The organism is Staphylococcus casei (assembly GCF_030294405.1).
Classification (GTDB): Bacteria; Bacillota; Bacilli; order Staphylococcales; family Staphylococcaceae; genus Staphylococcus; species Staphylococcus succinus.
On the sequence record NZ_CP125718.1, the window covers coordinates 607,453 to 633,412 of the forward strand.

The window sequence follows — 25,960 nt, forward strand, 5'->3', positions numbered from 1 at the left end:
TCATTGATATATTAAACACACTTTAATGTAAGCGATTTACTTCATTATAATTATACCGGTACAATTTGTAAAGACCCTAACAAATTATATGTGATGTATGTTAAAATGAAGTTCATGTTATAATGATTTGAATTTTATTATAAAAGGGGTATACGTATGCTCAAGTATGAACAAATTGCTCAACAGTTAAATCAGTATATTGTAGAAGGAAATTTTCAAGCTGGTGATAAATTACCGAGTGTGGAAGCTTTGAAAACTAAATATAATGTGAGTAAGAGTACAATCATCAAAGCGTTAGAAGCTTTGGAGAAAAAGGGAAATATTTACCAAGCTCGTGGTAGTGGCATTTATGTACGTAATCCAAAAAGAGATGGATATCTCAATTTATTTTCTTCTAGTGGATTTAGTGATGAAATTGAAGGCAGTCATGTAACTAATAAAGTGTTACGCGTAGAAGAGGTGTTACCCCCTGAAGATGTTTGTCAGAAATTAAAGCTATCACATGATACATCTGTATATGTGTTGGAACGTATAGTTTATGTTAATGGAGCAGTATTATGTTTCGAACAATCATACTTTAACAAAGATATTGTATTATTTTTGAATGAATCTATAGCTGAAAATTCTGTGTTTAGATATTTAGAGCAAAATTTAAAAGTGAAAATAGGATTTTCAGATATTTATTTTGCAGTTGATAAATTAAAGACACGGGAAGCTGAAAAGTTAGAATTAAGTAATGGGGACCCTTGTTTAAGATACGAGCAAATATTTTATACTACTACGGGTGTACCATTTGATTGTTCCAATTTGTTATATCATTACAAAAATGCACATTTTTATATCCCATCTCAAAAATAAAAGCTTGTTTATCTTGTAATGACTTAACCTTAATTAAGTACATCACAAGGTAAACAAGCTTTTTAAAAGCGATCAATAACGCTTTGGATAGTATATACATTAAGTTGATTGACGATTGCATGATCTACCTCATTGTATATTTCATCTAAGGCATGACTAATATTTTTCCCAACATAACAATTAGGATTTGTATCATTATGAATTTTAGCAAAGTGTGTAGTTTCTGAAAATATTAATTGATATAAATCCCCCAATTTAATTTCTGCTGCAGGTATAGATAAATTATACCCCGCCTTACCTTGGCTACTGTGTATAAAGTTGCCGTTTTTTAAATAACGACATATTTTTCTCACTAAAGTTGCATTACTATTAATACTATCAGCGATATATTGACTAGAGACTGCCTCTTTTTCTATAGCTAACAAGGAAAGTATATGGATTGAAACTGAAAATTGTGTGTTCAAGTGAGTGCCTCCAATTCTAATTACTTGTGCATTTATTATATACAAGTAAAGTTTACGCCATTTTTTTAGAACTATCAATGTATTAAAATATAAAGCAGTACCATATTGAACTATTAAAAATAGCTTGAAAATAATATAATGGCTTTAATGTATGAGTAATATTTTATATTAAGAAATTTAATTGTATAAGGGGGGCGCTTTTATGGTCGATAATCATAAAGCAATCAAAGATACATATATGTCGAGGGAAACAATTGAAAATATTAATAGTCAGGTACAGATGAAAACGGTATTATTTAGTCAAACGCCAGGGCGTTATGCTCTAAAGGCAATAATGTCAGGATTTCTATTAGCGCTTGTCACCGTATTTATGCTCGCAATCAAGGCGCAATTTGAAGGGGCCAATGAAGGTTTAGTTAATTTAGTGGGAGCTATTGCATTTAGTCTAGCTTTAGTATTGATTGTACTTACACACTCAGAGTTATTAACGAGTAACTTTATGTATTTAACTGTAGGTTGGTATTATAAAGTAATCGCGCTTAATAAAGCGTTAGGTATTGCATTAGTATGCTTCTTTTTTAATATTATAGGTGGTTTTATTTTGTTTATCATAATGAAAATCACGCCTATCATGACACCTGAAATGATTGAGAGTTTGCGTGCGCTTGTAGATAGTAAGACAGTTCATAGTACTTGGTTTGCAATATTGGGCAAAGCTATCTTTTGTAACTTTTTTATTAATATTGGCATTTACATCTCAATACAATTTAAAGACGGTTTATCAAAAGCATTTTTTATCGCATGTGGTGTAATTGTTTTCGTCTTTATGGGCTATGAGCACGTAGTATTTAATGCTGGACTTTATGTAGGCATGATTTTTTATGATTTTGATGCCATAGCTTGGTTACATGTATTAAAAAATATTATATTTGCGTTTATCGGTAACTTTATCGGTGGTGGTATTTTTGTAGGTTTATTATATGCCTATTTGAATGGTAAAAGAGATAGTTTGCTATAGGTGTAATTATTATAAAGTACGTTTGACAATTCTCATAATCAAAATTATGAGAATTTTTTATTTGAAAGGCTTACATAAAAAGTGTGGCACATCTGGATACACAAGGATTTTATTTTTATAAAACGTATCAATTGACTCAAATATCAAGAACCCATATTGTATTGTTATGATTATAAAAAGAAATGTTGATTTTAAATATAATTATAATAGAAAGTATATATTGCATATAAAAAAGGAGTGTCTAAATGTCTGAATATAACATCAGAGTGGCTGTAGAAGCGGATGCTGAAGAATTACAAAAATTAATGTATGAAGCATTCACCCCACTAAGAGAATTAGAGATAGATTGGCCATCAGTGAATGCCAGTGTAGATTTAGTGAAAAAGAATCTTATCACTAGCACAACGTTTGTTTTAGAAAATGAAACTGAAATCATTTCTACGATCACCGTTCGCTATCCATGGGAAGGTAAGCGTCGTATATCTATTTATCCATTTGTTTGGTGGTTTGCTACCAAACCCTCATACGATGGTAAAGGCTTAGGGAGTAAACTATTGAAATATGTAGAAGAGACATATTTAAGAGATACCCTCAAAGCACCTGCAGTAACGTTAGGTACTTCTGCACGTAAGCATCCATGGTTACTTGATATTTATAAAAAACGTGGCTATGAAGTTTATGCTGAACATGAAAGTGATGATGGCGATTTAGGTGTTATTATGAGAAAAGTACTTATACCTGAACGTTTTCACGAAGATGTCCTTGGTCATCCACCGTTTTAATCAATAACAACATAGGGAATCCCTTTATGCAAAGAATAAGGGGATTCCCTATTTTTAGTTTTTAATGTGAATATATTCACAAAATCTAGGCATTTTGTATTACAATGCAATTGTAAAGAGGGGATAGTAGTGACTACAAATATAATTGTTATACATGGCATGCGTGCTGGAGAGCAAAATAAAATACTGAAAAAATTTGTTCAATATTTATTGAATAAAGAAACATTTAACTATCACATCGCATTTTTAGAGAGTGAATTACAAAGTTTAGAAGTGATAATTACAAGTTTGATGCGAGAAGGTATTTATCAATTTCATATCGTACCATTATTATTATTTCCAGCGAAGCATTATTTATATGATATTCCCTGTATTTTAAAACGTATCAAAGCTGTATATCCTGAGTTGGTATTTAATATAGCTCAACCTTTAGGCACACATACGTTGATGTCTAATTTGATTAGAAATAAATTAGATGAAGCCATTAATGATGATGCAATGATTGACGCAGTCATATTAATGGCACATGGTAGCACACAATATCATCAACCTAACTTAATTTTAAAACGCTTAGTGAAAACATGTCACATTAATGATAAACCAGTATATATGATGACGCTATATGGTGAATTTAGTTATCAAGCTATGCTATCAAAATGTGCAAAGCAACATAAGAAAATACTTATTATCCCCGTCTTTTTGTATGATGGTTATATTTTAAAGAAAATGAAACAGTCTATAGAAACGATGAATTTATCAGCCTTAATCATTTATAGTTCGGCTATAAATTTCTCGCCCATATTAGCGTCAATTATAAGAGATAGAGTTAATCAATTAGAGGTGTTAAAAAATGTATCCCATTCAACTTAATCTATCAGATAAAAATATTGTAATAATCGGTGCAGGCAGAGTAGCTTATAGAAAATTACAACAGTTATTAGGTGAAGACATAGGTTCTTTAGTGATTATTAGTAAAAAGTTCTTACCACAATTCTTTGAGATTGAGCATCCTAAAATGAAAATGATCACAAAATGTTATGACAAAACAGATATTCAATATGCTGATATCATTATTGCAGCCACTAACGATCAACGTGTTAACCAACAAATTAAGCAAGAGGCCCATCAATATCAATGGGTGAACCAAACAAGTGATAAAGAGGAATCAGACTTCTTTAATATGTCTGAGACGAGCATTGATGATATTAAAATACATGTAAGATCAAATGGTAAAGATTGTAAAAAAGTAAAAAATATAAATGCAATAATACAAACATATTTGAAAGAAGTATATAAGGAGGATATGTATGTCTAGAAAAAAACTAGTAATGATTGGTAATGGTATGGCAGGTTTGAGAACAGTAGAAGAGATATTAGAACGTGATGCGCAACTTTTTGATATTACAATTATTGGAAAAGAACCCTATCCTAATTATAATCGTATCATGTTATCTAATATTTTACAGAAAAAAATGACCACAGAAGAGATTATTATAAATAGTTATGAATGGTATGAAAAAAATAATATTCAATTGTTGGTGGATGACCCTGTATGTGAGATAAGAAGAGAGTTAAAGCAAGTCATCACATCTTCAGGTAAAATTTTTGCTTATGATATTTGTATATTAGCAACAGGGTCTAAAGCATTTGTATTACCTATACCTGGTGCGGATTTACCTAGTGTTATAGGTTGGAGAACAATTGAAGATACGCAAAGAATGATTGATATAGCCCAACGTAAAAAGAACGCTATTGTTATAGGAGGCGGTTTATTAGGATTGGAATGTGCTCGAGGTCTCATGGATCAGGGAATGGATGTGACAGTTATTCATTTAGCGGAGTGGTTAATGGAAATGCAGTTGGATGAAAAAGCTGGAGCATTGTTGAAATCTGATTTAGAGAAACAAGGTATGAAGTTTAAATTGAAAGCTAGCACAGAAAAAATACTCGGCACTAAAGATGTAACTGGAGTGCTCTTAGCTGATGGGACTACATTGGAAGCGGATTTAGTTGTTATGGCAGTAGGTATACGTCCATACACGGAAATAGCAAAAGATAGTGGATTAGAAGTTAATAGGGGAATTATCGTTAATGATTATATGCAAAGTAACGATCCATCGATATTTGCGGTTGGAGAATGTGCAGAACATCATGGGAAAGTTTATGGATTAGTTGCGCCACTCTATGAACAAGGTAAAGTATTAGCAAGTTATTTAACAAAAAAAGATGTAAATAGATACCAAGGATCGACAACGTTTACGTCTTTAAAAGTATCAGGATGTGATCTTTATAGTGCTGGCAATATTAAAGAAGATGCGCTAACACGAGGGATTGAAATATTTGATAGTATCAACAATCACTATAAAAAAGTATTTATCCAAGGTGATACTATCGTAGGCGCAGTATTATATGGAGATATAGAAGATGGTTCTCGTTTCTTTAATATGATGAAGAAACGAGAACCACTTGAAGATTATACAATGATTTCTTTATTGCATAAGGCGAGTGAAAAATCAGGAATAAATATTGGTGATATGGCAGATGATGAAACGATATGTGGATGTAATGGCGTCACTAAAGGTACGATTATGAATGCCATAACTGATAAAGGATTAACAAGCGTTGATGAAGTTACAAAAGCAACAAAAGCCGGGAATTCATGTGGTAAATGTAAAGGACAAATAAATCAGATATTGGAATATACTTTAGGTGATAAATTTGTTACAGAGAAAGTAGCAGGTATTTGTGCATGTACGGATTACACACGTGACCAAATTGTAACCCAAATAAGATCTAAAGGTTTGAAAACGTCTAAAGAAGTACGTCATGTACTTAATTTTAAAGATAAAAATGGATGTCCTAAATGTAGACCAGCAATTAATTATTATTTGAATATGGCATATCCTTTCGATCATAAAGATGAATTGGCTTCAAGATTTGCAAATGAACGTTATCATGCCAATATTCAAAAAGATGGTACTTTCTCAGTCATCCCACAGATGCGTGGTGGCGTGACGGATGCAGATCAGTTAATAAAGTTAGGTGAAGTGGCTAAAAAATATAATGTCCCATTCATTAAAGTAACCGGTTCTCAACGTATTGGATTATACGGTATAAAAAAAGAATTACTACCTCAAATATGGTCAGAACTAGGTATGCGTTCTGCCTCTGCTTATGGCAAAAAAACACGATCAGTTAAAAGTTGTGTGGGTAAAGCATTTTGTAGATTTGGTACTCAACATACGACACAATTAGGTATTCGTTTGGAAAAAACATTTGAGTATATAGATACTCCACATAAATTTAAAATGGGGGTGTCAGGCTGTCCAAGAAGTTGTGTAGAATCGGGAGTGAAAGATTTTGGTGTTATCGGTGTCGAAAATGGTTATCAAATTTATATAGGTGGTAACGGTGGCACGGACGTTGTAGTAGCACAACATTTAACAACAGTTGAAACGGAAGATGAAGTGATTAAACTATGTGGCGCATTAATGCAATATTATCGTGAAACAGGTGTATATGCTGAACGTACAGCACCTTGGTTGAAACGTTTAGGATTTCAACATGTGAAAGAAGTTATACTAAATCAGGAAAATCAAGAAGCATTGTTTCAACGAATAATGGAAGCTAAAAAGGCTATTGAAGAAGAACCATGGTCATATATTGCAAATAATAAAAAAGCCCAAAGCATTTTTGAAGTGCAGGAGGTGTAACGATGCAAGAGCGAGAAAAAATTAAAGTAGCGAACGTGAAAGAATTAATTCCCTTAATAGGGAAGAAAGTTATAGTGAAAGATAAAGAAATTGGACTTTTCCTTACAGAAAGTGGGAAAATACACGCCATTCACAACATATGTCCACATAAAGAAGGTCCTTTGTCAGAAGGTACTGTGAGTGGCGAATATGTTTATTGCCCTTTACATGATCAAAAGATTGATTTAAATAACGGAATAGTTCAAGAGCCTGATACAGGTTGTGTCGATGTGTTCAAAGTAGAAATTGAAAATGAGGATGTATATCTATGTCTGTAGATACTTATGGCAAAGTGTATTTAGTAGGTGCTGGTCCTGGGAACCCTGAATTATTAACACAGAAAGCATTACGTTTAATACAGCGAGCCGATATTGTATTGTATGACAGATTGGTCAATCCCTTTATGTTACAGCTTGTAAAACCGGATGCAGCATTAATTGATGTCGGAAAGAAACCTTATCATATGCATATACAACAGCAAGATATTAATGAAAAATTAATTAAATCAGCAAAACAATACGAATGTGTAGTCCGTTTAAAAGGTGGCGATCCAGCAATTTTTGGAAGAGTACATGAAGAGGTTGTAGCCTTATCGAATTTAGATATACCATTTGAAATTGTACCAGGAATTACTTCAGCGAGTGCAGCAGCGGCATCACTTGGGATAGGTTTGACGATTCGTGATATTGCGACAAGCGTTACTTTGACAGCTGGGCATTTTAAAGACGATACGTCATGCTCCATGGATGTTTCTAGTTTATTAAAACATGGGACATTGGCGATATATATGGGTGTTAAAGAACTAAAGCGAATTATGGATAAAATATTTGAAACTACACATGTGGATTATCCAGTAGTAGTTATCTATCAAACGTCGACTATAAAGGAAACGCGTATTAGCGGAACAGTGACTACAATTGCAAATAAAGTTAAAAGAAAAACATCTGAAGTAAAGCCAGCTATTATTATTGTTGGTAATATAGTTGCTCATCACCATATTAAAGTAGACGCAACGATAAATGATAGTAAGGCATACCTTGTATCTGGACCACGACTGAAAGCAATAGAGCAAGCGTATCAAATATATGAACAAGGACATTGGTGTATGATAAATCCAAAAGAAAACATGGACTTCCATGCAACACAACAACAATTTTTAAAACAACAGTTAACTAAGAGATTTGATGAAATTATCCACATATGATTTTAATGATTGAATCCCCATTTCTACATAATAGAAATGGGGATTCATCTATTTTCAACAAAATTAAACACGTTCAGTTGATTCAAATAAGCTTGTAATAAATGTTAGGGGGTTTCTATCTGTAATTAGGATAATCCCTAATATTTAAAGTTTGTGAAAAAATGTACAATTCAATAAAGATACAACTTTGATGTTTAAAAAGTCATTAGATATAAATGACTTTTAATGTTAATAGATAAGGCGAGAGGGTGTATTTATGAAGACATTTGGATTGAAATTTTTTGAAACGACTGAAAAATTTAATGGAAATTGGTCGATGTTGGAAAGTAAAAGTCGTGAATGGGAAAAAATGTATAGAGAACGATGGAGCCATGACAAGGTGGTTAGAACAACACATGGTGTCAATTGCACAGGTTCCTGTTCTTGGAAAGTTTTTGTGAAAAATGGAGTTATAACTTGGGAAAACCAACAAACAGATTATCCGAGTTGTGGACCAGATATGCCGGAATTTGAACCTAGAGGTTGTCCGCGTGGCGCATCCTTTTCTTGGTATGAATATAGCCCTTTGCGTATTCGTTATCCATATATTAGAGGGAAGCTTTGGGCGCTATGGTCCGAAGCATTGAGTAATCACAATGACAATATAATAGCTGCTTGGGCTTCAATCGTTGAGGACGAAGAAAAGTCGAAAATATATAAACAAGCAAGAGGTAAAGGTGGTCTGATTCGTACAAATTGGAAGGACGTTTCTAGATTAATAGCTGCTCAAATTATTTATACGATAAAAAAATATGGACCTGATAGAATAGCTGGATTCACACCAATTCCTGCTATGTCTATGCTAAGTTATGCCTCAGGTGCACGATTTATAAGTTTACTTGGAGGTGAAATGTTAAGTTTTTATGATTGGTATGCAGACTTACCTCCAGCATCGCCACAAATATGGGGAGAACAGACAGATGTGCCAGAATCTAGTGATTGGTATAATGCCGCTTATATTATTATGTGGGGTTCAAACGTACCATTGACGCGTACCCCTGATGCACATTTTATGACTGAAGTACGTTATAAAGGTACCAAAGTTATATCTGTAGCACCTGATTATGCTGAGAATGTTAAGTTTGCAGATAACTGGTTAGCACCAAATCCAGGGACTGATGCCGCTGTAGCACAAGCAATGACGCATGTCATTTTACAAGAATTTTATGTAAATAAACCGAATACGCATTTCATCAATTATTCAAAACAATATACGGATATGCCATTTATAATCATGCTAGAAAAAGATGAAAATGGATATAAAGCAGGACGTTTTTTACGTGCAAAAGATTTAGGAGAATCAACGGAGCATAGTGAATGGAAGCCAGTAATTTTTGATAAATTCAAACAACATTTAACAGTGCCGAATGGAACCATAGGACAACGTTGGGAAAGCGGGAAGAAATGGAATTTAAAATTAGAAGATGAGGATGGTGTTCAGGTAGATCCTGCACTCAGTATTGCTGAAGTAACATATGAAGTAGTGAATGTTCAATTTCCTTATTTTAATAATGGTGGAAATGGTGTTTTTGAACGACCTATTGCTGTTAAAAAAATAACATTAGCAAATGGGGAAGAGAAATATATAACAACTGTTTTTGATCTCATGACGAGTCAATATGGAATCAAACGTTTTAATCATAAATTAGAAGCAAATGGTTATGATGATGAACAATCGCTCTATACACCAGCATGGCAAGAGTCTATAACGGGGGTAAACAAAGATTTAGTAACACAAGTCGCTCGAGAGTTTGCGCAAAACGCCATTGACACTAAAGGAAAGTCAATGATTATCATGGGTGCAGGTATTAATCACTGGTTTAACTCAGATACAATATACCGTTCGATTTTAAACCTAGTATTATTGTGCGGTTGCCAAGGTGTCAATGGTGGTGGTTGGGCACATTATGTTGGACAAGAAAAATGTCGTCCCATAGAGGGGTGGAACACGATTGCTTTTGCCAAAGATTGGCAAGGGCCACCACGTTTACAAAATGGAACAAGTTGGTTCTACTTTGCAACGGACCAATGGAAATATGAGGAGTCTAATATCGATAGTCTAAAATCTCCGTTAGCAGAAAATATTAAACATCAACATCCTGCAGACTATAATGTATTAGCAGCAAGATTAGGGTGGTTACCATCTTATCCTCAATTTGATAAAAATAGTTTATCTTTTGGGGAAGAAGCAAAAGATGCTGGCGAATTTAATAATGAATCCATCTTAAAGCGTGCGGTTGATGCTGTGAAATCTAGGAGTACAAAATTTGCTGTCGAAGATCCAGATTTAAAACAGAATCACCCTAAAACATTGTTTTTATGGCGTTCTAATTTAATTTCGAGTTCTGCTAAAGGGCAAGAATATTTTATGAAGCATCTACTCGGTGCTAAATCTGGATTATTAGCTGAACCAAATGAGACAGAGAAACCAGAAGAAATTCAATGGCGTGAGGATACAGAAGGTAAATTAGATTTACTTGTATCGCTAGATTTTAGAATGACTTCAACGCCATTGTATTCCGACATTGTGTTACCCGCTGCTACATGGTATGAAAAGCACGACTTATCATCTACAGACATGCATCCTTTTGTACATCCGTTTAATCCAGCAATAGATCCATTATGGGAATCGCGGTCAGATTGGGATATCTTTAAAACACTGAGTAAAGAAGTATCAGAAATGGCCAAAATACATCTGCAAGGTGTCTATAAAGATGTAGTTACGACACCGCTTGCACATGATTCGAATCAAGAAATATCTAATGTGAATGGCATAGTCAAGGACTGGACAAAAGGTGAAATAGAAGCTGTTCCCGGAAAGACAATGCCAAGTTTTGCAGTAGTAGATAGGGATTATACAAAAATATTTGATAAATATGTAACAGTGGGACCTTTGTTAGAGAAAGCTAAAATAGGAGCACATGGCGTTAGTTTTTCAGTTTCAGAGCAATATGAGGAATTAAAAAATATAGTTGGCACATGGAATGAAGAAAATAAGGATTCTATTAAAAATAATAGACCAAGATTAGATACTGCGAGACGTGCTGCGGATGTTGTCTTAAATTTATCTTCAGCTACTAATGGTAAATTATCACAAAAATCCTATGAAGATTTAGAACAGAAAACTGGCATGCCATTAAAAGATATTTCAAGTGAACAGGCATCAGAAAAAATTTCATTTCTAAATATAACTGCGCAACCAAGAGAGGTTATTCCAACAGCGGTGTTCCCAGGATCAAATAAAAATGGACAACGCTATTCACCTTTTACAACCAATATAGAGCGTCTTGTACCTTTTAGAACGTTAACTGGTCGGCAAAGTTACTATATTGATCATGAAGTATTCCAACAATTTGGAGAAAGTTTACCTGTCTATAAACCAACATTACCACCAATGGTATTTGGAACGCGAGACAAAAAGGTGAGTATAGATGAAAGTACGCTAGTACTACGCTATTTAACGCCACATGGTAAATGGAATATCCATTCAACTTATCAAGATAATCAACACATGTTAACACTGTTTAGAGGTGGACCAACAGTTTGGATATCAAATGAAGATGCTGCTGCACACAACATTAAAGATAACGAATGGCTAGAAATATATAACCGAAATGGCGTCGTAACTGCTAGGGCAGTAGTATCGCATCGTATGCCCAAAGGAACAATGTTTATGTACCATGCTCAAGATAAACATATAGAAACACCAGGCTCACAAATTACAGATACAAGGGGTGGCTCACATAATGCGCCCACACGTATTCATTTAAAACCAACACAACTTGTTGGAGGCTATGCACAAATGAGTTATCACTTTAATTATTATGGACCCATTGGAAATCAGAGAGATGTTTATGTAGCAGTAAGGAAGTTGAAGGAGGTTGACTGGCTTGAAGATTAAAGCACAAATTGGCATGGTATTAAATTTAGATAAATGTATAGGATGTCATACATGTAGTGTTACCTGTAAAAGTACATGGACTAACCGCCCAGGCGCTGAATATATGTGGTTTAACAATGTAGAAACAAAACCTGGTATTGGTTACCCGAAACAATGGGAAGATCAAGAGCGGTATAAAGGTGGATGGTATTTAAATAAAAAAGGGAAATTAGAACTGAAGTCAGGGAGTAAACTATCGAAAATTGCTTTGGGAAAAATATTTTATAATCCTGATATGCCAGTGATTAAGGACTATTATGAGCCTTGGACTTATAATTATGAAAATCTTACAACAGCAAAAGATGGAAATCATTCTCCAGTAGCTAAAGCACATTCGTTAGTTTCAGGAGAAAAATTAAATTTACAATGGGGACCAAACTGGGAAGATGATTTAGCGGGGGCTCATGTTACAGGACCAGAAGACCCTAATATTAAGCGTATTGAAGAAGAAATTAAATTTCAGTTTGATGAAACGTTTATGATGTATTTACCTAGATTATGCGAACACTGTTTAAACCCAAGTTGTGTTGCTTCATGTCCTTCTGGGGCTATGTATAAACGAGATGAAGATGGCATCGTACTAGTAGACCAAGAAGCTTGTCGTGGATGGAGATATTGTATGACTGGTTGTCCCTACAAGAAAGTTTATTTTAATTGGAAAACAAATAAAGCGGAAAAATGTACATTTTGTTTCCCACGTATTGAGGCAGGTATGCCAACAGTATGTTCAGAAACGTGTACAGGTAGAATGCGCTATTTAGGTGTATTGCTTTATGACGCAGATAAAGTTGAAGAAGCTGCTTCTTGTGAAAATGAACAAGATTTATATGAAAAACAACTAGATTTATTTTTAAATCCATACGATGAAGCAGTTATTGAACAAGCACAAAAAGATGGTATATCTTTAGAGTGGATAGAAGCTGCTCAAAATTCTCCAGTTTATAAACTAGCGATTGAATACAAACTTGCGTTTCCATTACATCCGGAATATCGTACAATGCCAATGGTTTGGTATTGTCCACCGCTCAGTCCAATCATGAGTTATTTTGAAGGACAAAAGGCAGCGGATGAGCATAGAAATCCTGACATGATTTTTCCTGCAATTGAAGAAATGCGCTTACCTATTCAATATCTAGCTAATTTATTTACAGCGGGCTATACGAAGCCTGTTAAATTAGCATTACAACGTATGGCTATGATGAGAAGCTACATGCGTGCAAAGGTTACGGATAAACATTTTGATGATGACAGATTATCGAGACTGGGTTTATCAGAGCGTCAAACGAAAGATATGTATCGATTATTAGCCATTGCCAAATATGAAGATCGATTTGTAATACCTACTTCACATAAGGAAGAATATATAGACACGTATCGCGCCCAAGGAAGTCAGGGGTATGGAGGAGAATACTTTGGTTCAAATTGTGACGGCTGTGGTGTTCCTGTTGCGACTGCTTCAGATAAATCAGGACAAGAAATTTATAACGATAATTTCTATGGAGGGATTTTCCGTGATTAATTTAAAAAACTTTGCACATTACCAAGAAACTTTTGGATATTTGGCACAACAACTAGATTTTCCGGAAAAAATAACGCTAAATCATGAAGTATTTGAAGCGGTCATATATAAACAACATCCAGCGTATGAATATATGCAATTGTATAGAGAAAAGTTGCATGACTTTACGTTATTAGAAATTAAGGAACTATATTCAAATACATTTGATTTTAACAAAGATGCACCATTGTATATGACATATAATAAATTCGATACACAGAAAGAAAGGGGGCAACTATTAGCAAAGCTAAAGGTATTATATGAAATGTTTGGATTAAAGATGGTTGATAATGAATTGTCAGATTTTTTACCTTTAATGCTTGAATTTTTACATGTAGCACAATGGCGCGATGACCCCAGAGCAATTGAAAATATAACTTTTGTCATCATGATTATTGAGGATGGATCATTTGCTATAGCTGAGCAGTTGGCACCTAATCAAAATCCATATTATTATCTTATTAAAGCCTTAAGAGCAACTTTAAAAGCATGTATTGAAATTGAACAATCAAATGAGGTGGCACAAAATGCTTAATCAATTTCTGTGGATTATTTTACCGTATATATGTATTATGATTTTTTTCTTAGGGCATGTTGCACGATTCAAATATGATAAGTTTTCATGGACAGCCAAATCAAGTGAATTTATTGAAAAGAAACAATTGAAGTGGGGGAGTATTTTTTTTCATTTAGGAATTATTCCAGTAGCAATGGGGCATTTTGTAGGGTTGATTATTCCAGCATGGTGGCTAGAAGCAATAGGTATTAACGAACATTTATACCATGTTGGAGCTGTATATATAGGAAGTATATTTGGTATAATGACATTAATAGGTATGATTTTATTAACTGCACGTCGCATAACTATAAAAAATATTAGAAGATTAAGTTCAACGCTAGATATTGTTGTTAATGCTCTAATACTACTCATTGTATTTATGGGGTGTTATGCAACTTTGGTAACCAACATTTTAAGTCCCGCATTCGATTATAGAGAAACAATTTCGGTATGGTTTAGAGGTTTATTTGTTTTTTCTCCAAATGCACAGTTAATGGAAGAAGTACCATTTGCATTTAAAATACATGTTCTTTTAGGTTTTGTTGTATTGGCATTGTGGCCGTTTACACGACTTGTCCACGTATGGAGTGTACCGCTAACTTATGCTAATCGAAGCTATATTATATACCGAAAACATAAAGTTTGAATGGAGGAATTGTATTGAATTCACTTCCAAGAAATATAAATTTAAATTACCAGTTAATCTTGGATACAATTCGCAAAGAGGAAGATTTTGATTTTGCTGCTTTAGCTTTTTATGAGAAAGAGAGTCGCGTATCGCCGATTAAATGGCAATATGTTTCTGGAAATTTAAATGACCGTTATAAACTTATTGTTTTAAGAAAAGGTAAAGGGTTAGCAGGAAATGTAATGAAAACTGGGAAACGAATGGTAATTGAAACAGTTGACCAAACGCATATTAATGTCGAAAAGCATAAATACCCGATTGTCTTACATGAATCACTGACGGCAATGATTGCTATGCCTTTATGGTATGAACAATACGTATATGGTGTGCTACTTTTAGGTCAAAGAAATAATAAACCTTTACCTAAAGCCTATGCCACGACATCAATAATTAAAAAATTTGGTGTTTTTAATGAAGAAGGTTAGGTGATTTATGGTGCAAATTAAAAAAATAGATAATATTAATCAATTGTTATATCAATACTTTAATCATACAAGTGAGATGATTGTATTTGTAGACCGAGATGGTAGGGTCATTGCAATGAATCAAGCAGCCAATGATATTATCTCTGAAGACAATGATTATCAAGGTATGACCCATGCGATATGTAGAAGGTGTGAAGGTTATACTAATGAATTTGATTTTCAATCATGCCAAAATTGTTTTCTAGAAGCAGAAGAAATTGGGAATACGAGTTTTCAAGTGTTTATGAAAACAAAAAAGGGAACCATTGAACCATTTACAGCCACTTACCAAACGATATATACTATCAATGGTGTTAAAGCATTCACATTACAAAATGTAGCCCCTCAAATTGAACGTCATGATAAGATGTTTCAGCGTAAAATGATGCAAAAAACAATCTTTGCTCAAGAAAATGAGCGAAAGCGTATTTCAAGAGAATTACATGATAGTGTAATTCAAGAAATGTTAAATGTAGATGTAGAGTTAAGGTTATTAAAATACCAACAAAGTATGCAATCCATAGTAGATGATTCCATTCGTATAGAAGGATTAATGTCTAAGCTTATAGACGAAATAAGAAATCTAGCTGTTGAATTAAGGCCATCTTCATTAGATGATTTGGGATTAGATGCAGCATTCAAAACATTCTTTAAACAAGCAGAAGAAAATTACGGCATTTATATCGAATTTCATTCGAATATAGTAACGCGTAGATTTGATAATGAGATTGAAACTGTTGTTTATCGTATAGTACAAGAAGCTGTTTTCAATGCGATTAAATATGCCGAAGTAGGTGAAATTAACGTCGATTTAAATGTGAATAATGATAAATTGATTGCTGAAATTATTGATAGAGGTAAAGGTTTTAATCAATTTGAACAACCCAAAGGTACAGGGTTAGGTCTCTATGGTATGAATGAGCGTGCCGAATTGGTAAATGCAGTAGTCAATATCGATACTCAAATTGGGAGAGGGACAATTGTGACATTAGAAGTTCCATTATAAAAATAAGGAGATTTTATTTTGAGAATAGTGATTGCAGATGATCATGCAGTTGTACGAACTGGGTTTTCTATGATTTTGAATTATCAAGAAGATATGGAGGTCGTAGGAACTGCAGCCGACGGGGTTGAAGCATATCAAAAAGTGATGACGCATAAGCCAGATGTGTTAATTATGGATTTAAGTATGCCACCAGGTGAGTCAGGGTTAATAGCAACAAGTAAAATAGCTGAAAGTTTTCCAGAAACAAAAATACTTATTTTGACAATGTATGATGATGAAGAATATCTATTTCATGTTTTGCGTAATGGTGCAAAAGGATATATATTAAAAAATGCACCTGATGAGCAGCTTTTATTAGCTATTAGAACAGTATATCAAGGTGAAACCTATGTTGATATGAAACTGACGACTTCATTAGTCAATGAATTTGTAAATGGTTCGTCACAAGATATAAATATAAGCAATGATCCATTTAAAATTTTATCTAAAAGAGAAATTGAAATTTTGCCTCTAGTTGCCAAAGGATATGGCAATAAAGAAATAGCTGAGAAATTATTTGTATCAGTGAAGACAGTAGAAGCGCATAAGACACACATCATGCAAAAATTAGAATTAAAATCTAAGCCTGAATTAGTTGAATATGCCATGAAGAAAAAGTTGATTGATTTCTAACAAAATAGTTTATAAATTTTAAAAATGCTAGTTAAATTTTGTATTACTTGAAGGATGAGTAATTAAAGTTTGGCTAGCATTTTTTGTAATATAGGGAAATTTCAAAGGCGGTTAGGGGATGTTCCTTATGTTATTTTTTTCACAAAGATTTTAAAATAAATGTGTAGCCAATATACTGCACATGAAAATTTTTGACTCATACATGACACCAAAACTATTTTTATAAGTATAAATAGTTGCTTACACAATGATTTAGAAATGTGCAGAATATTGGTTGGAAATACAAATTTACATATAATGAAGGTGAAATGAATGGATAAATCTCGTGGTAGTTTTCAACTCACATTACAATCTTTAAGTTTAGTGGTTGGGTTTATGGCATGGAGTATTATTTCTCCACTTATGCCCTATATTTCACAGGATGTAAATCTCAGTGGCAATCAGCAGTCTGTGATTTTAGCAATTCCAGTTATATTAGGTTCAATATTAAGGGTGCCTTTTGGCTATCTAACAAATATCATTGGGGCTAAATGGGTATTTTTCTATAGTTTTGTTATTTTGCTATTCCCGATATATTTTTTGAGTATGGCTCAAACGCCTATGACGTTGATGATCTCTGGCTTTTTCCTAGGTGTAGGAGGGGCGGTATTTTCCGTTGGTGTAACATCCATACCTAAATATTTTCCTAAAGAAAAAGTGGGATTAGCAAATGGTTTATATGGGATGGGGAATATTGGTACCGCAATTTCATCATTTCTAGCACCTTCTATAGCAGGTATTATTGGATGGCAAACTACGGTTAGAAGTTACTTAATAGTCATAGCGTTGTTTGCAATAATTATGTTCTTATTCGGTGATGTTAAAGAACAAAAAGTTAAAATACCATTAGTAAAACAATCTAAAATATTATTTAAAGATATTAAATTATATTATTTAAGTCTATGGTATTTTATTACATTTGGTGCTTTTGTAGCATTTGGCTTATTCTTACCTAATTATTTAGTTAATAATTTTGGTGTTAGTGAAGTTGATGCCGGTTTAAGATCAGGTGTGTTTATTGCTTTAGCAACAATTTTAAGACCTTTAGGCGGCGTTTTAGGAGACAAATTTAATGCAGTAATTATGCTCATGGTAGATTTTATCTTTATGATTATAGGTGCCACAATATTAGGTTTATCAAACGATATGCTATCTTTTACAATTGGTTGTTTACTTATCAGTGTTTGTGCAGGAGCAGGTAATGGTTTAGTATTCAAACTCGTTCCATATTACTTCGGAAAAGAAGCTGGCGTTGCAAATGGTATTGTTTCTATGATGGGGGGGCTTGGTGGATTTTTCCCTCCAATTATTATTTCATACATAACTGTGTTGACTGGTACAAGTCATTTGGCATTCATTCTATTAGCAATATTAGGATTAGTCGCACTTACAACTATGTATCGAATATTAAAAAGTGAACGATTAACGCACTAATAAAAAAACCTAGATGAGTTGTCATTGGACTCATCTAGGTTTTTTATTTTATGAAACAGTTTTACAAACTTACTATTATTGCAGAACTGCTGGTTTATTTAATCGATTTGAATATTTGTTTTTGATTCGTCGATAACTGTTTTCTTAGGTAATATCACATTGAGTACACCTTTATCATAAGCAGCTTTAATTGCGTTTTCATCTACATTGTTAAATGTAAACTGACGTTTTACATCATTAACGCTACGTTCTTGATGAATCACTTGACCGTTGTCATCTTCTGATTTATTTTCAGTTGTTTGTTTACCTTCGATTGTGAGTAGATTATTCTCAAATTCTAAAGTAATATTTTCTTTTTCAAATCCTGGCAGTTCAGCTTCAACGACATATTGATCATCTAACTCTTTTACATCTGTTTTAATAGAAGTGTTACCAGGAAATTGTTCGAAAAATTGACGGCCAAAGTCTTTGAATAAGTCGCTAGGATTCACATCAAATAATGGATTGTTAAAAGGTTTTTTTTCAAAAGTCATAATACATTTCTCCTTTATAGTTATTTTTAAATAAATTTAATCGATAATAATGTGTTTTTTATATTGTTTTTTAGGAAGATTAACAGTTAACATACCATCAGTCATTGATGCTGAAATGTTTGTATCATTAACATTTTTGAATATGAATTTTCTGCTAACTTCACTTGTGTTTCGCTCTTTAATTATATAGGATGATGTCTCTTCATTTGTAGTATTAACGTTTGATGCTGTTATTGTTAAAGTATTTTCATTATATTCAATAGAAATGTCTTCTTTATTAAATCCAGGGAGTTCAGCTTTCACAAAGTATTGATCTTCATCTTGATAAACATCTACTTTAAAATCTTGGCGTTCTGGTAACAAACTATCAAATAAATCGTTTGGAAGATTGCGAGTGCTAGTATTTTGTATCATCTTAAACACCTCTCCTTTAACTTTATAATCATATTATAAGACATTAGTCAAAGAAAGTCAAAGTCAAAGCTTGTATACAAAAAATTTAAATGTGCTGTAATTGAATAGGGGTATAACAATAGGCATTGCTAAAATAGAAGCGGTGTGACGGAAGTGAATAATTAAGAAAGGTTATAAAAAAGAGGCAATAAAAAGTTGAAGAATGGCTGCAATGATTACAAATCCTTACTTTTAAATTACCTCGTATATAGTTAGATATCTTTAGAAAAATTCTTGTTAACGAAATGTTGTAATGTCTCTTTTAAGTGAATAGCTTCATCAAGATCCATGTTAAATTCGCTAAAAACTTTTCTTGAAACTTTTGAGAGTGGTTCTCGTACTTCTACACCTTTATCAGTAAGCGTGATTTGTAAATTACGCTCATCATCTAATTCACGTGTTCGAGTGACATAGCCCTTTTTCTCAAGTTTTTTTAATAAAGGTGTCAGTGTACCTGAGTCTAGAAAAACACGTTCACCAAGTGTTTTAATATTAATCTTGTCATCTGCTTTGATTGCGAGTAAGACAATATAACCTGTGTATGTTAAATCAAACTCTTTTAAATAGGAAGTATACTTTTTAATTATTTCTTTAGAAGAAACATAAAAAAGAAAGCAAAGTTGTCGTTCGAGATAGCTATCTTTTTCCTCCATTTAATCACCCCTTTTGAAAGTTAACCTTATTATGAACAATGGTCATTGTCAAGGAACGGTTGTGCGCCTCTTATGGAATATTTTTATACTATTAATAATGCATTCCATAGCGGTACATATAAAAAGGTGCAATAAACTCATAATGCACAAGATAATTGTTATAAATAAAAGGTCATATAAAGTATTATAACTATGATTAAAACGGGGGATGAGCCATTTTCATATGATTACTTTAAGTTTAAAAATGGTGTCAGCTCAAAAAATGGCAAAGCATATAATATAAGGAGATTTTGTTACAGAAATGTTATATCTCTTTATAAATTAATTATAATCAGTCATACTAATAACATTATGATTGAAAATAAGTATGAATATTTAAGTGGATAAAATCATTCGTATTTATTGTCAAAAGGACTTATTTTAATATAGGAAGATATTGCTTCAACTAAAGGAGAATTAAGATGAAGACATTTTTTAAAATTTTTGGGTTACTCGTTTTATCACTTATCATTGCTATTGTATTTTTCTTTAGCTTAAGAACGTATCAAGGTCATAAAAATTTGGAACTTGTTGACCATTATATGAAAGAACAAAATTTGACTGAACAAATAAAATCCGAAAAAACATTATATAGTGGTAAAAAAGGATTGTATTATAAAGAGGTTAAATTTAAAGATGATTCAAGCCTAACGTATGTCGTTCAACCTGTCAGTACATATAAAGGTATTGTTGTTCAAGGCTTTGATTCAGAAACGAAGAAAAATGTTAAAGATGCAAAGCACAATGCGTTTAAAAAGGACTATAAACCTAAAGATTAACGCGTTTTAATTATCATGAAAGAGGATTTAATATATAAAAGCACCTACAATAAGTTGTAGGTGCTTTTATACTTTGTCGGTGTTATTATGCATTTTCTGTAGCAGATCATCCAAATAATCTCTTGGTGAATTTTAAAATTGAATCTATGCTTGTAAAAGCGTCGCAAGTAATAGGAATAATTGTTATTATAATTCAAAACTAAGACTAAGTATAACTTCATTTAAAGTATTGAGGGAATTTATTAATAACGTTTTTGAAACACTGTTTATCCTATAGATTATTTGAGTATTAAGTTAAGAATGATATAAATATTCAACAAAACTCAAGCGACACAAGGATCATTAAACATCATATTGATGGTATGTTACTCAAATACAATAAATTGGAAAAGAGTAGTGATAACTCGTGTTGAAATAATGGGGATAAAAGGAAGATGAATAGGCGTGTAACGGCTGTTACTGTAGTTATAAGAAGACTTTAAAGTGAGACACAAAAAGCTTTATGTTACTTATATATACGGTTAAAGGGTTAAATGTAAATTTAAGGTAAAAAAATAACTTTTTTGTATAAAATTTTTATATCTAAAGAAATTATAATTTGATATAATTAAGCAATGTCAGAAGAAGGGGAGAAACATCATGGCAATTTTTAGAAGAATTAGTTTGCCGATGCAAGTTATTATCGCATTGGTGTTAGGTGTGATTGTAGGGTTATTACTCTACGGGCACGATGAACTCGTTAATTATATTCAACCGTTTGGCGATATCTTCTTGAATTTAATAAAAATGATCGTTATACCAGTTGTTTTCTGTTCACTCGCTTTATCTATTTCAAATGTAGGTGAATCTAAAACAGTCGGCCGTTATGGCTTTAAAACAATCGTATACTTTGAGATTATAACAACTATTGCTATAGCATTAGGGATAATTTTTGCAAATATATTTAAACCAGGTATGGGGTTAAATCCGGACAAATTACCGAAAGGTGATATTTCAAATTATGAATCGTCTGCGAAGGCAGCAGAACATACTACATATGGAAATCATTTTATCGATACAATTGTTAATATAGTACCTACAAACTTTTTTGAAGCTTTAACTAAAGGTGAATTATTACCTATTATATTCTTTGCAGTATTCTTTGGAATTGCATTGTCAGCAGTTGGCGACAAGGGACAACCGGTCAAAGACGTGCTTAATGGTGCTTTAGAAGCTGTATTTTGGATGATAAATAAAATTCTTAAATTAGCACCAATAGGTGTATTCGCATTTATTTGTACAACGATAATGACATTTGGTGCTTCAGCACTACTACCATTATTAAAATTATTACTTGTCGTTGTTGGCGCAATGGTATTCTTCGTTGTTGTTGTATTGGGGATTGTTGCTAAAATTTGTGGTGTTAATATTTTCTCAATAATGAAAATATTAAAAAATGAATTGTTATTAGCCTTTTCAACTTCAAGTTCTGAATCTGTTCTTCCTATTATTATGCAAAAAATGGAGAGATTTGGTTCACCAAAAGAAGTTACATCTTTTGTAGTACCTATAGGTTATACATTTAATCTTGATGGTTCTGCTTTGTACCAATCTATTGCAGCATTATTTGTTGCCCAAATGTATGGTATAGATATGTCTATCGGTCAACAAATTATGTTAATGGTAACATTAATGGTTGCATCAAAAGGTATGGCAGGAGTTCCAGGTGTCTCCATTGTAGTATTAATTACAACGCTGACTTCTATGGGACTTCCGGCAGAAGGACTAGCACTCATTATAGGGATTGATCGTCTCCTTGATATGGTAAGAACATGTGTAAACGTAATGGGTAACGCATTATCTACTATAGTCATTGCGAAATGGGAAAATGTTTATGATAAAGAAAAAGGGCAAGAATACTTAAAAACAATATAAAATTTTAATTCTGACATTTAAACACCAAGTAGTGTATACACTACTTGGTGTTTTTTATACTGATATGACATTAGTGATCAATTAGAAAATTTATAAGCTATTAAATGTAATGGGAAGGTATTGAAATATGAGCTAGGTTATGAAATTACATACCTTTCATTTCACCCATATCATGGATTTTCATCATTAAACCATGAGGAATATCATCATGACTTACAACTTCCATTTTGCTAAAAGCATCATCGCCTTCAGTTTTAATTAATTTTACAAAATCGCCATGTTTTGGTGAAAAGCCTGATTCAGAAGGGAGTTTGACATTTTTTTCTACTTTATGATCTTTTTCACTTACTATTTTTTCAGCAGTAGTATCATTTTTCATGTAACCATAATACGTTTCTTTCTGGCCACCAGACATCATCATAATAACTAATACAATAGCTACAATCAGCATGATAGCACTTATAGTAATCGCAAATACTTTATTGTTTTTCAACGTTGAATGCTCCTTTATATTTATTTACTCTGTTATATCTAAAAAGATAAAATAATGCAATTAAAAGATGAATACACAAGCTCACTTAAAATAATTGTTTCATCAACACACATTTTTAATATATTTCATTTTAAGTGTAACATTGAATACGTCTTATTGTGGTGAAATACGAATGTATTTTAATTCATCCTGGGCAATTTTAAATGTTAACGAATCATTTAGTGTGGTAAGCTGCTTGATTTCAGCTTTAGGTTGACTTGATTGTTCAATATGTTGCAAAATGGAACGTTCAATATATGTATTGTCAAAAGACGGAGGCAATACATAGTCAATTAACCCATGTTCTTTATTAAGTGTTTGGATGAAGACAAGAGATTGGTTTGATAAATCATAATGTTTTAACACAAATGTTTGAGAGTGATTTGTTGTTAAATGTTGATGTAACGCATTGAATAACAATACGTGTATGTTACTTTCATCTTTAAAAACAATATAATTTTGATGCATATATAAACGTTTTCCAATAAAGGAAAGGGTTTTATAAATTGGTACAAATAGATTAACGGTTCATAAATACAAAAACGGTTCATTATTGCTAACTCTGTCTCATTTTTATTTATAAGTGAATAACCAACACCACAACCACTGGTGAGCATAACCATCATATGACACATTAAATCTGAAAGTCTTAATGGAATATTGGATTCATAATATTTGAAACAATTTTTGGTCAATTTCGTATATACAAATTTAGTAGATGGAATATGCGATATTTCAATAAGTTTATTATAGCACTCAAAATAACTCATTTCTTTTTTGAAATCCTTATGCAAAGCGTATAAAGAAGAACGAGTGTTAGATGTTTCGATATCAATGAAATTGAAGTCAAAGTTAAAATGATGCAGCTGCTTTAAAGCCAAGGTTAATGAACTTGATTGATTGATCACACCTTCTACAGTTATAGCTAATTTAATTTGAGTATTTATATTTCGTATCTTACTTGAAAAACGCTTGATATCTTTAAGAGAAAGTTGTTGTGCATCAAAGAGTAATAGTAAGTTATCCATTTTGTTTTGAATCTCAAACGCACGGGTAGAGTTTGAGATTTGTAAAATCATATTTTCGATTGATATAAAATGATTTATTGTTTCAATACGTACTGCTAAGTGAAGCTGATTTGAAAATACTGAATTCAAAAACGTTATCACAGTTGTGAGAGATGATTTTTCAAGAGCAAGGTTATTTAAGTTATTCAATAGCAAATATATTTCTGCAAAATCAATGAATTTCATTTTGCTGTTTATGTTAGCTTGAATCATATCTGTTATATGATCTATGTGAATAAATACCTTGGGAACTTTGGTTAATGTGTTATAGCATAAATCATCTAAATCAATATTGATTTGATTATCTTTGGTAGGGTGATCTATTTCTATTGACTTGAAATAGGAGGCATAATTAGCTATATCTGCAGTAATAAGTTTGATTGGAATTGCGTTATTATGAGTACAATTTTTTCTATACATATTAGGTGTTATATTTAAATACTGTTTAAAATGATGCGTATAAATTGAATAATGATTAAACCCCACATGTTCTGAAATTCTGTGAATGGTATTTTGGGTATACATTAATTCGTCTAAGGAAAGTGCAATTTTTAGACTTGCAACATAATGTTTGAAATGAATGCCTAAATATTTTTTGAATAGAATGGAAATGTAGGACGTTGAAATGTAAAAGACATTTGTGATTTCTTTTGAAGTAATGGGATAATTACTATGCGTTTTTATAAATTCTGTAATATTATTTAATAAAGTATTCTCTGATAAGATGCTCGGAATATAGAGTGTGTCTAAATGAATTTTCGTTTCTCTATTTAAAATCTCTATCAACTTAGAAAGAGTTTGGTCATCCACTTCGTATTGATTATGTAATTGTTCTATCATGGTTAAAATATGATGTTTAATAGTGTCAATTGAAGTAAGTTGTTTGAAATTATAATAGTTGTTGAAAAATGATTGATGCACTGTATTAAACTGTTGTATTGGTAATGCGAGTTCTACGAGTGCAGTTGCATACTTAATTTGAAATAAATCATTGTGATTAATAATGATAACATCAGTATTTGCAGATTCATATTTACCATTAATTACAATGTTAAGTTGATGATTTAAAGAAAATAATACTATTACTTGATTTATACATCTTCGAGTATTAGTAGTTAAAAGTTCATGAATACATAATGTACCTTTCACTGATTAACAACTCCTGATAATAAATGTAATTTGTTACTAGATAAATTATATTATATAACAAAACATTGTGAATATTAATGCTTTAAATATAAAAAAGTAATATTGAATGACGTTTGTCACAATATCAAATGAAGTCTCAGGAAATTCACGGTGCAAGTATTATACTACAATTCATTTAATGAAATTGAATGAATAAAATACAGCCATACTAGCAACAAATATTTACTATAAAAATAAACAGGTTTGGTTTCATTTATAGTTATAAAAATTTTAACGCTTCATTTCTAGTAAATATCACATAAAAAGTTATTGCGTTATTCGTTGAAACCGATTACAATAATGTTATTGAAAGATTTGGAACCGG

Annotated in this window: 25 protein-coding genes; 18 read left to right on the top strand and 7 right to left on the bottom strand. The window is 32.2% G+C overall.

Features of this window, described 5'->3' with window-relative positions; translation table 11 throughout:
• Window positions 1-156: 156 nt before the first annotated feature.
• A complete protein-coding gene (locus QMO72_RS02665; RefSeq protein ID WP_103266984.1) occupies window positions 157-858 on the top strand; it encodes a GntR family transcriptional regulator in 702 nt (233 codons plus the stop codon).
• A 62-nt stretch (window positions 859-920) separates the two neighbouring features.
• Here QMO72_RS02665 and QMO72_RS02670 read toward each other — a convergent pair whose 3' ends face one another.
• Entirely contained in the window at window positions 921-1,322 is a 402-nt protein-coding gene (locus QMO72_RS02670) for an Rrf2 family transcriptional regulator (protein ID WP_103266983.1), read from the bottom strand.
• Between the two features lie 202 nt (window positions 1,323-1,524).
• Between QMO72_RS02670 and QMO72_RS02675 the strand changes: the two genes are divergently transcribed.
• The 15 genes from QMO72_RS02675 to QMO72_RS02745 all read left to right on the top strand — a co-directional run bounded on the left by QMO72_RS02675 (window position 1,525) and on the right by QMO72_RS02745 (window position 18,477).
• Window positions 1,525-2,340 (top strand): formate/nitrite transporter family protein, encoded by an 816-nt coding sequence (locus QMO72_RS02675; RefSeq protein ID WP_103266981.1) that lies wholly within the window; start codon window positions 1,525-1,527, stop codon window positions 2,338-2,340.
• A gap of 245 nt (window positions 2,341-2,585) precedes the next feature.
• The gene (locus QMO72_RS02680; protein WP_103266979.1) at window positions 2,586-3,122 is read left to right on the top strand and encodes a GNAT family N-acetyltransferase; all 537 of its coding nucleotides are present in this window, start codon (window positions 2,586-2,588) and stop codon (window positions 3,120-3,122) included.
• A gap of 129 nt (window positions 3,123-3,251) precedes the next feature.
• The gene (locus tag QMO72_RS02685; RefSeq protein WP_103266978.1) at window positions 3,252-3,992 is read left to right on the top strand and encodes a sirohydrochlorin chelatase; all 741 of its coding nucleotides are present in this window, start codon (window positions 3,252-3,254) and stop codon (window positions 3,990-3,992) included.
• Window positions 3,973-4,437 carry a precorrin-2 dehydrogenase/sirohydrochlorin ferrochelatase family protein gene (locus QMO72_RS02690; RefSeq protein ID WP_103266976.1) on the top strand — a complete coding sequence of 155 codons (465 nt, stop codon included), beginning with the start codon at window positions 3,973-3,975 and terminating at the stop codon, window positions 4,435-4,437. Before QMO72_RS02685 ends, QMO72_RS02690 begins: the two co-directional genes overlap by 20 nt.
• Complete coding sequence (gene nirB, locus QMO72_RS02695; protein WP_103266975.1) at window positions 4,430-6,835, top strand: nitrite reductase large subunit NirB; 2,406 nt, start codon at window positions 4,430-4,432, stop codon at window positions 6,833-6,835. The genes QMO72_RS02690 and nirB overlap by 8 nt, the downstream gene beginning before the upstream one ends.
• A 2-nt stretch (window positions 6,836-6,837) precedes the next feature.
• Entirely contained in the window at window positions 6,838-7,152 is a 315-nt protein-coding gene (gene nirD, locus QMO72_RS02700; protein WP_103266974.1) for a nitrite reductase small subunit NirD, read from the top strand.
• The gene (gene cobA, locus QMO72_RS02705; protein WP_103266972.1) at window positions 7,143-8,078 is read left to right on the top strand and encodes a uroporphyrinogen-III C-methyltransferase; all 936 of its coding nucleotides are present in this window, start codon (window positions 7,143-7,145) and stop codon (window positions 8,076-8,078) included. The genes nirD and cobA overlap by 10 nt, the downstream gene beginning before the upstream one ends.
• Window positions 8,079-8,334: 256 nt before the next feature.
• Entirely contained in the window at window positions 8,335-12,018 is a 3,684-nt protein-coding gene (locus QMO72_RS02710) for a nitrate reductase subunit alpha (RefSeq protein ID WP_103266971.1), read from the top strand.
• Window positions 12,008-13,576 carry a nitrate reductase subunit beta gene (gene narH, locus QMO72_RS02715; RefSeq protein WP_103266969.1) on the top strand — a complete coding sequence of 523 codons (1,569 nt, stop codon included), beginning with the start codon at window positions 12,008-12,010 and terminating at the stop codon, window positions 13,574-13,576. Before QMO72_RS02710 ends, narH begins: the two co-directional genes overlap by 11 nt.
• A complete protein-coding gene (gene narJ / locus QMO72_RS02720; protein WP_199196656.1) occupies window positions 13,569-14,150 on the top strand; it encodes a nitrate reductase molybdenum cofactor assembly chaperone in 582 nt (193 codons plus the stop codon). Before narH ends, narJ begins: the two co-directional genes overlap by 8 nt.
• A complete protein-coding gene (narI, locus tag QMO72_RS02725) occupies window positions 14,143-14,820 on the top strand; it encodes a respiratory nitrate reductase subunit gamma (protein WP_103266967.1) in 678 nt (225 codons plus the stop codon). Before narJ ends, narI begins: the two co-directional genes overlap by 8 nt.
• A gap of 14 nt (window positions 14,821-14,834) precedes the next feature.
• Window positions 14,835-15,287 (top strand): nitrate respiration regulation accessory nitrate sensor NreA, encoded by a 453-nt coding sequence (gene nreA, locus QMO72_RS02730; protein WP_103266965.1) that lies wholly within the window; start codon window positions 14,835-14,837, stop codon window positions 15,285-15,287.
• Window positions 15,288-15,294: 7 nt separating this feature from the next.
• On the top strand, window positions 15,295-16,332 hold the full coding sequence (locus QMO72_RS02735) for a sensor histidine kinase (RefSeq protein WP_286093231.1): 1,038 nt from the start codon (window positions 15,295-15,297) through the stop codon (window positions 16,330-16,332).
• An 18-nt stretch (window positions 16,333-16,350) separates the two neighbouring features.
• Window positions 16,351-17,004: a nitrate respiration regulation response regulator NreC gene (gene nreC / locus QMO72_RS02740; RefSeq protein ID WP_103266962.1), complete on the top strand. Its 654-nt coding sequence runs from the start codon at window positions 16,351-16,353 to the stop codon at window positions 17,002-17,004.
• Between the two features lie 312 nt (window positions 17,005-17,316).
• On the top strand, window positions 17,317-18,477 hold the full coding sequence (locus tag QMO72_RS02745; RefSeq protein WP_103266960.1) for a nitrate/nitrite transporter: 1,161 nt from the start codon (window positions 17,317-17,319) through the stop codon (window positions 18,475-18,477).
• 98 nt (window positions 18,478-18,575) lie between these two features.
• On the opposite strand, the gene QMO72_RS02750 is transcribed toward QMO72_RS02745, so the two are convergent.
• The 3 genes from QMO72_RS02750 to QMO72_RS02760 all read right to left on the bottom strand — a co-directional run bounded on the left by QMO72_RS02750 (window position 18,576) and on the right by QMO72_RS02760 (window position 20,116).
• Complete coding sequence (locus QMO72_RS02750; RefSeq protein WP_103266959.1) at window positions 18,576-19,010, bottom strand: Hsp20/alpha crystallin family protein; 435 nt, start codon at window positions 19,008-19,010, stop codon at window positions 18,576-18,578.
• Between the two features lie 36 nt (window positions 19,011-19,046).
• A complete protein-coding gene (locus QMO72_RS02755) occupies window positions 19,047-19,424 on the bottom strand; it encodes an Hsp20 family protein (RefSeq protein ID WP_103266957.1) in 378 nt (125 codons plus the stop codon).
• A gap of 251 nt (window positions 19,425-19,675) precedes the next feature.
• Window positions 19,676-20,116, bottom strand: a complete 441-nt coding sequence (locus QMO72_RS02760; protein ID WP_069822927.1) for a MarR family winged helix-turn-helix transcriptional regulator — start codon at window positions 20,114-20,116, stop codon at window positions 19,676-19,678.
• A 461-nt stretch (window positions 20,117-20,577) separates the two neighbouring features.
• Here QMO72_RS02760 and QMO72_RS02765 point away from each other — a divergent pair, with 461 nt between their 5' ends.
• Window positions 20,578-20,934, top strand: a complete 357-nt coding sequence (locus tag QMO72_RS02765; RefSeq protein WP_046835803.1) for a DUF3139 domain-containing protein — start codon at window positions 20,578-20,580, stop codon at window positions 20,932-20,934.
• A gap of 639 nt (window positions 20,935-21,573) precedes the next feature.
• The gene (locus QMO72_RS02770) at window positions 21,574-22,848 is read left to right on the top strand and encodes a cation:dicarboxylate symporter family transporter (RefSeq protein ID WP_069822925.1); all 1,275 of its coding nucleotides are present in this window, start codon (window positions 21,574-21,576) and stop codon (window positions 22,846-22,848) included.
• A 145-nt stretch (window positions 22,849-22,993) separates the two neighbouring features.
• Here QMO72_RS02770 and QMO72_RS02775 read toward each other — a convergent pair whose 3' ends face one another.
• The 3 genes from QMO72_RS02775 to QMO72_RS02785 form a co-directional block, all read right to left on the bottom strand.
• On the bottom strand, window positions 22,994-23,341 hold the full coding sequence (locus QMO72_RS02775) for a DUF4889 domain-containing protein (RefSeq protein ID WP_103266956.1): 348 nt from the start codon (window positions 23,339-23,341) through the stop codon (window positions 22,994-22,996).
• 153 nt (window positions 23,342-23,494) lie between these two features.
• A complete protein-coding gene (locus tag QMO72_RS02780; RefSeq protein WP_286093232.1) occupies window positions 23,495-23,848 on the bottom strand; it encodes a hypothetical protein in 354 nt (117 codons plus the stop codon).
• Window positions 23,770-25,596 (bottom strand): helix-turn-helix domain-containing protein, encoded by a 1,827-nt coding sequence (locus QMO72_RS02785; protein WP_286093233.1) that lies wholly within the window; start codon window positions 25,594-25,596, stop codon window positions 23,770-23,772. The genes QMO72_RS02780 and QMO72_RS02785 overlap by 79 nt, the downstream gene beginning before the upstream one ends.
• Window positions 25,597-25,960: the final 364 nt, after the last annotated feature.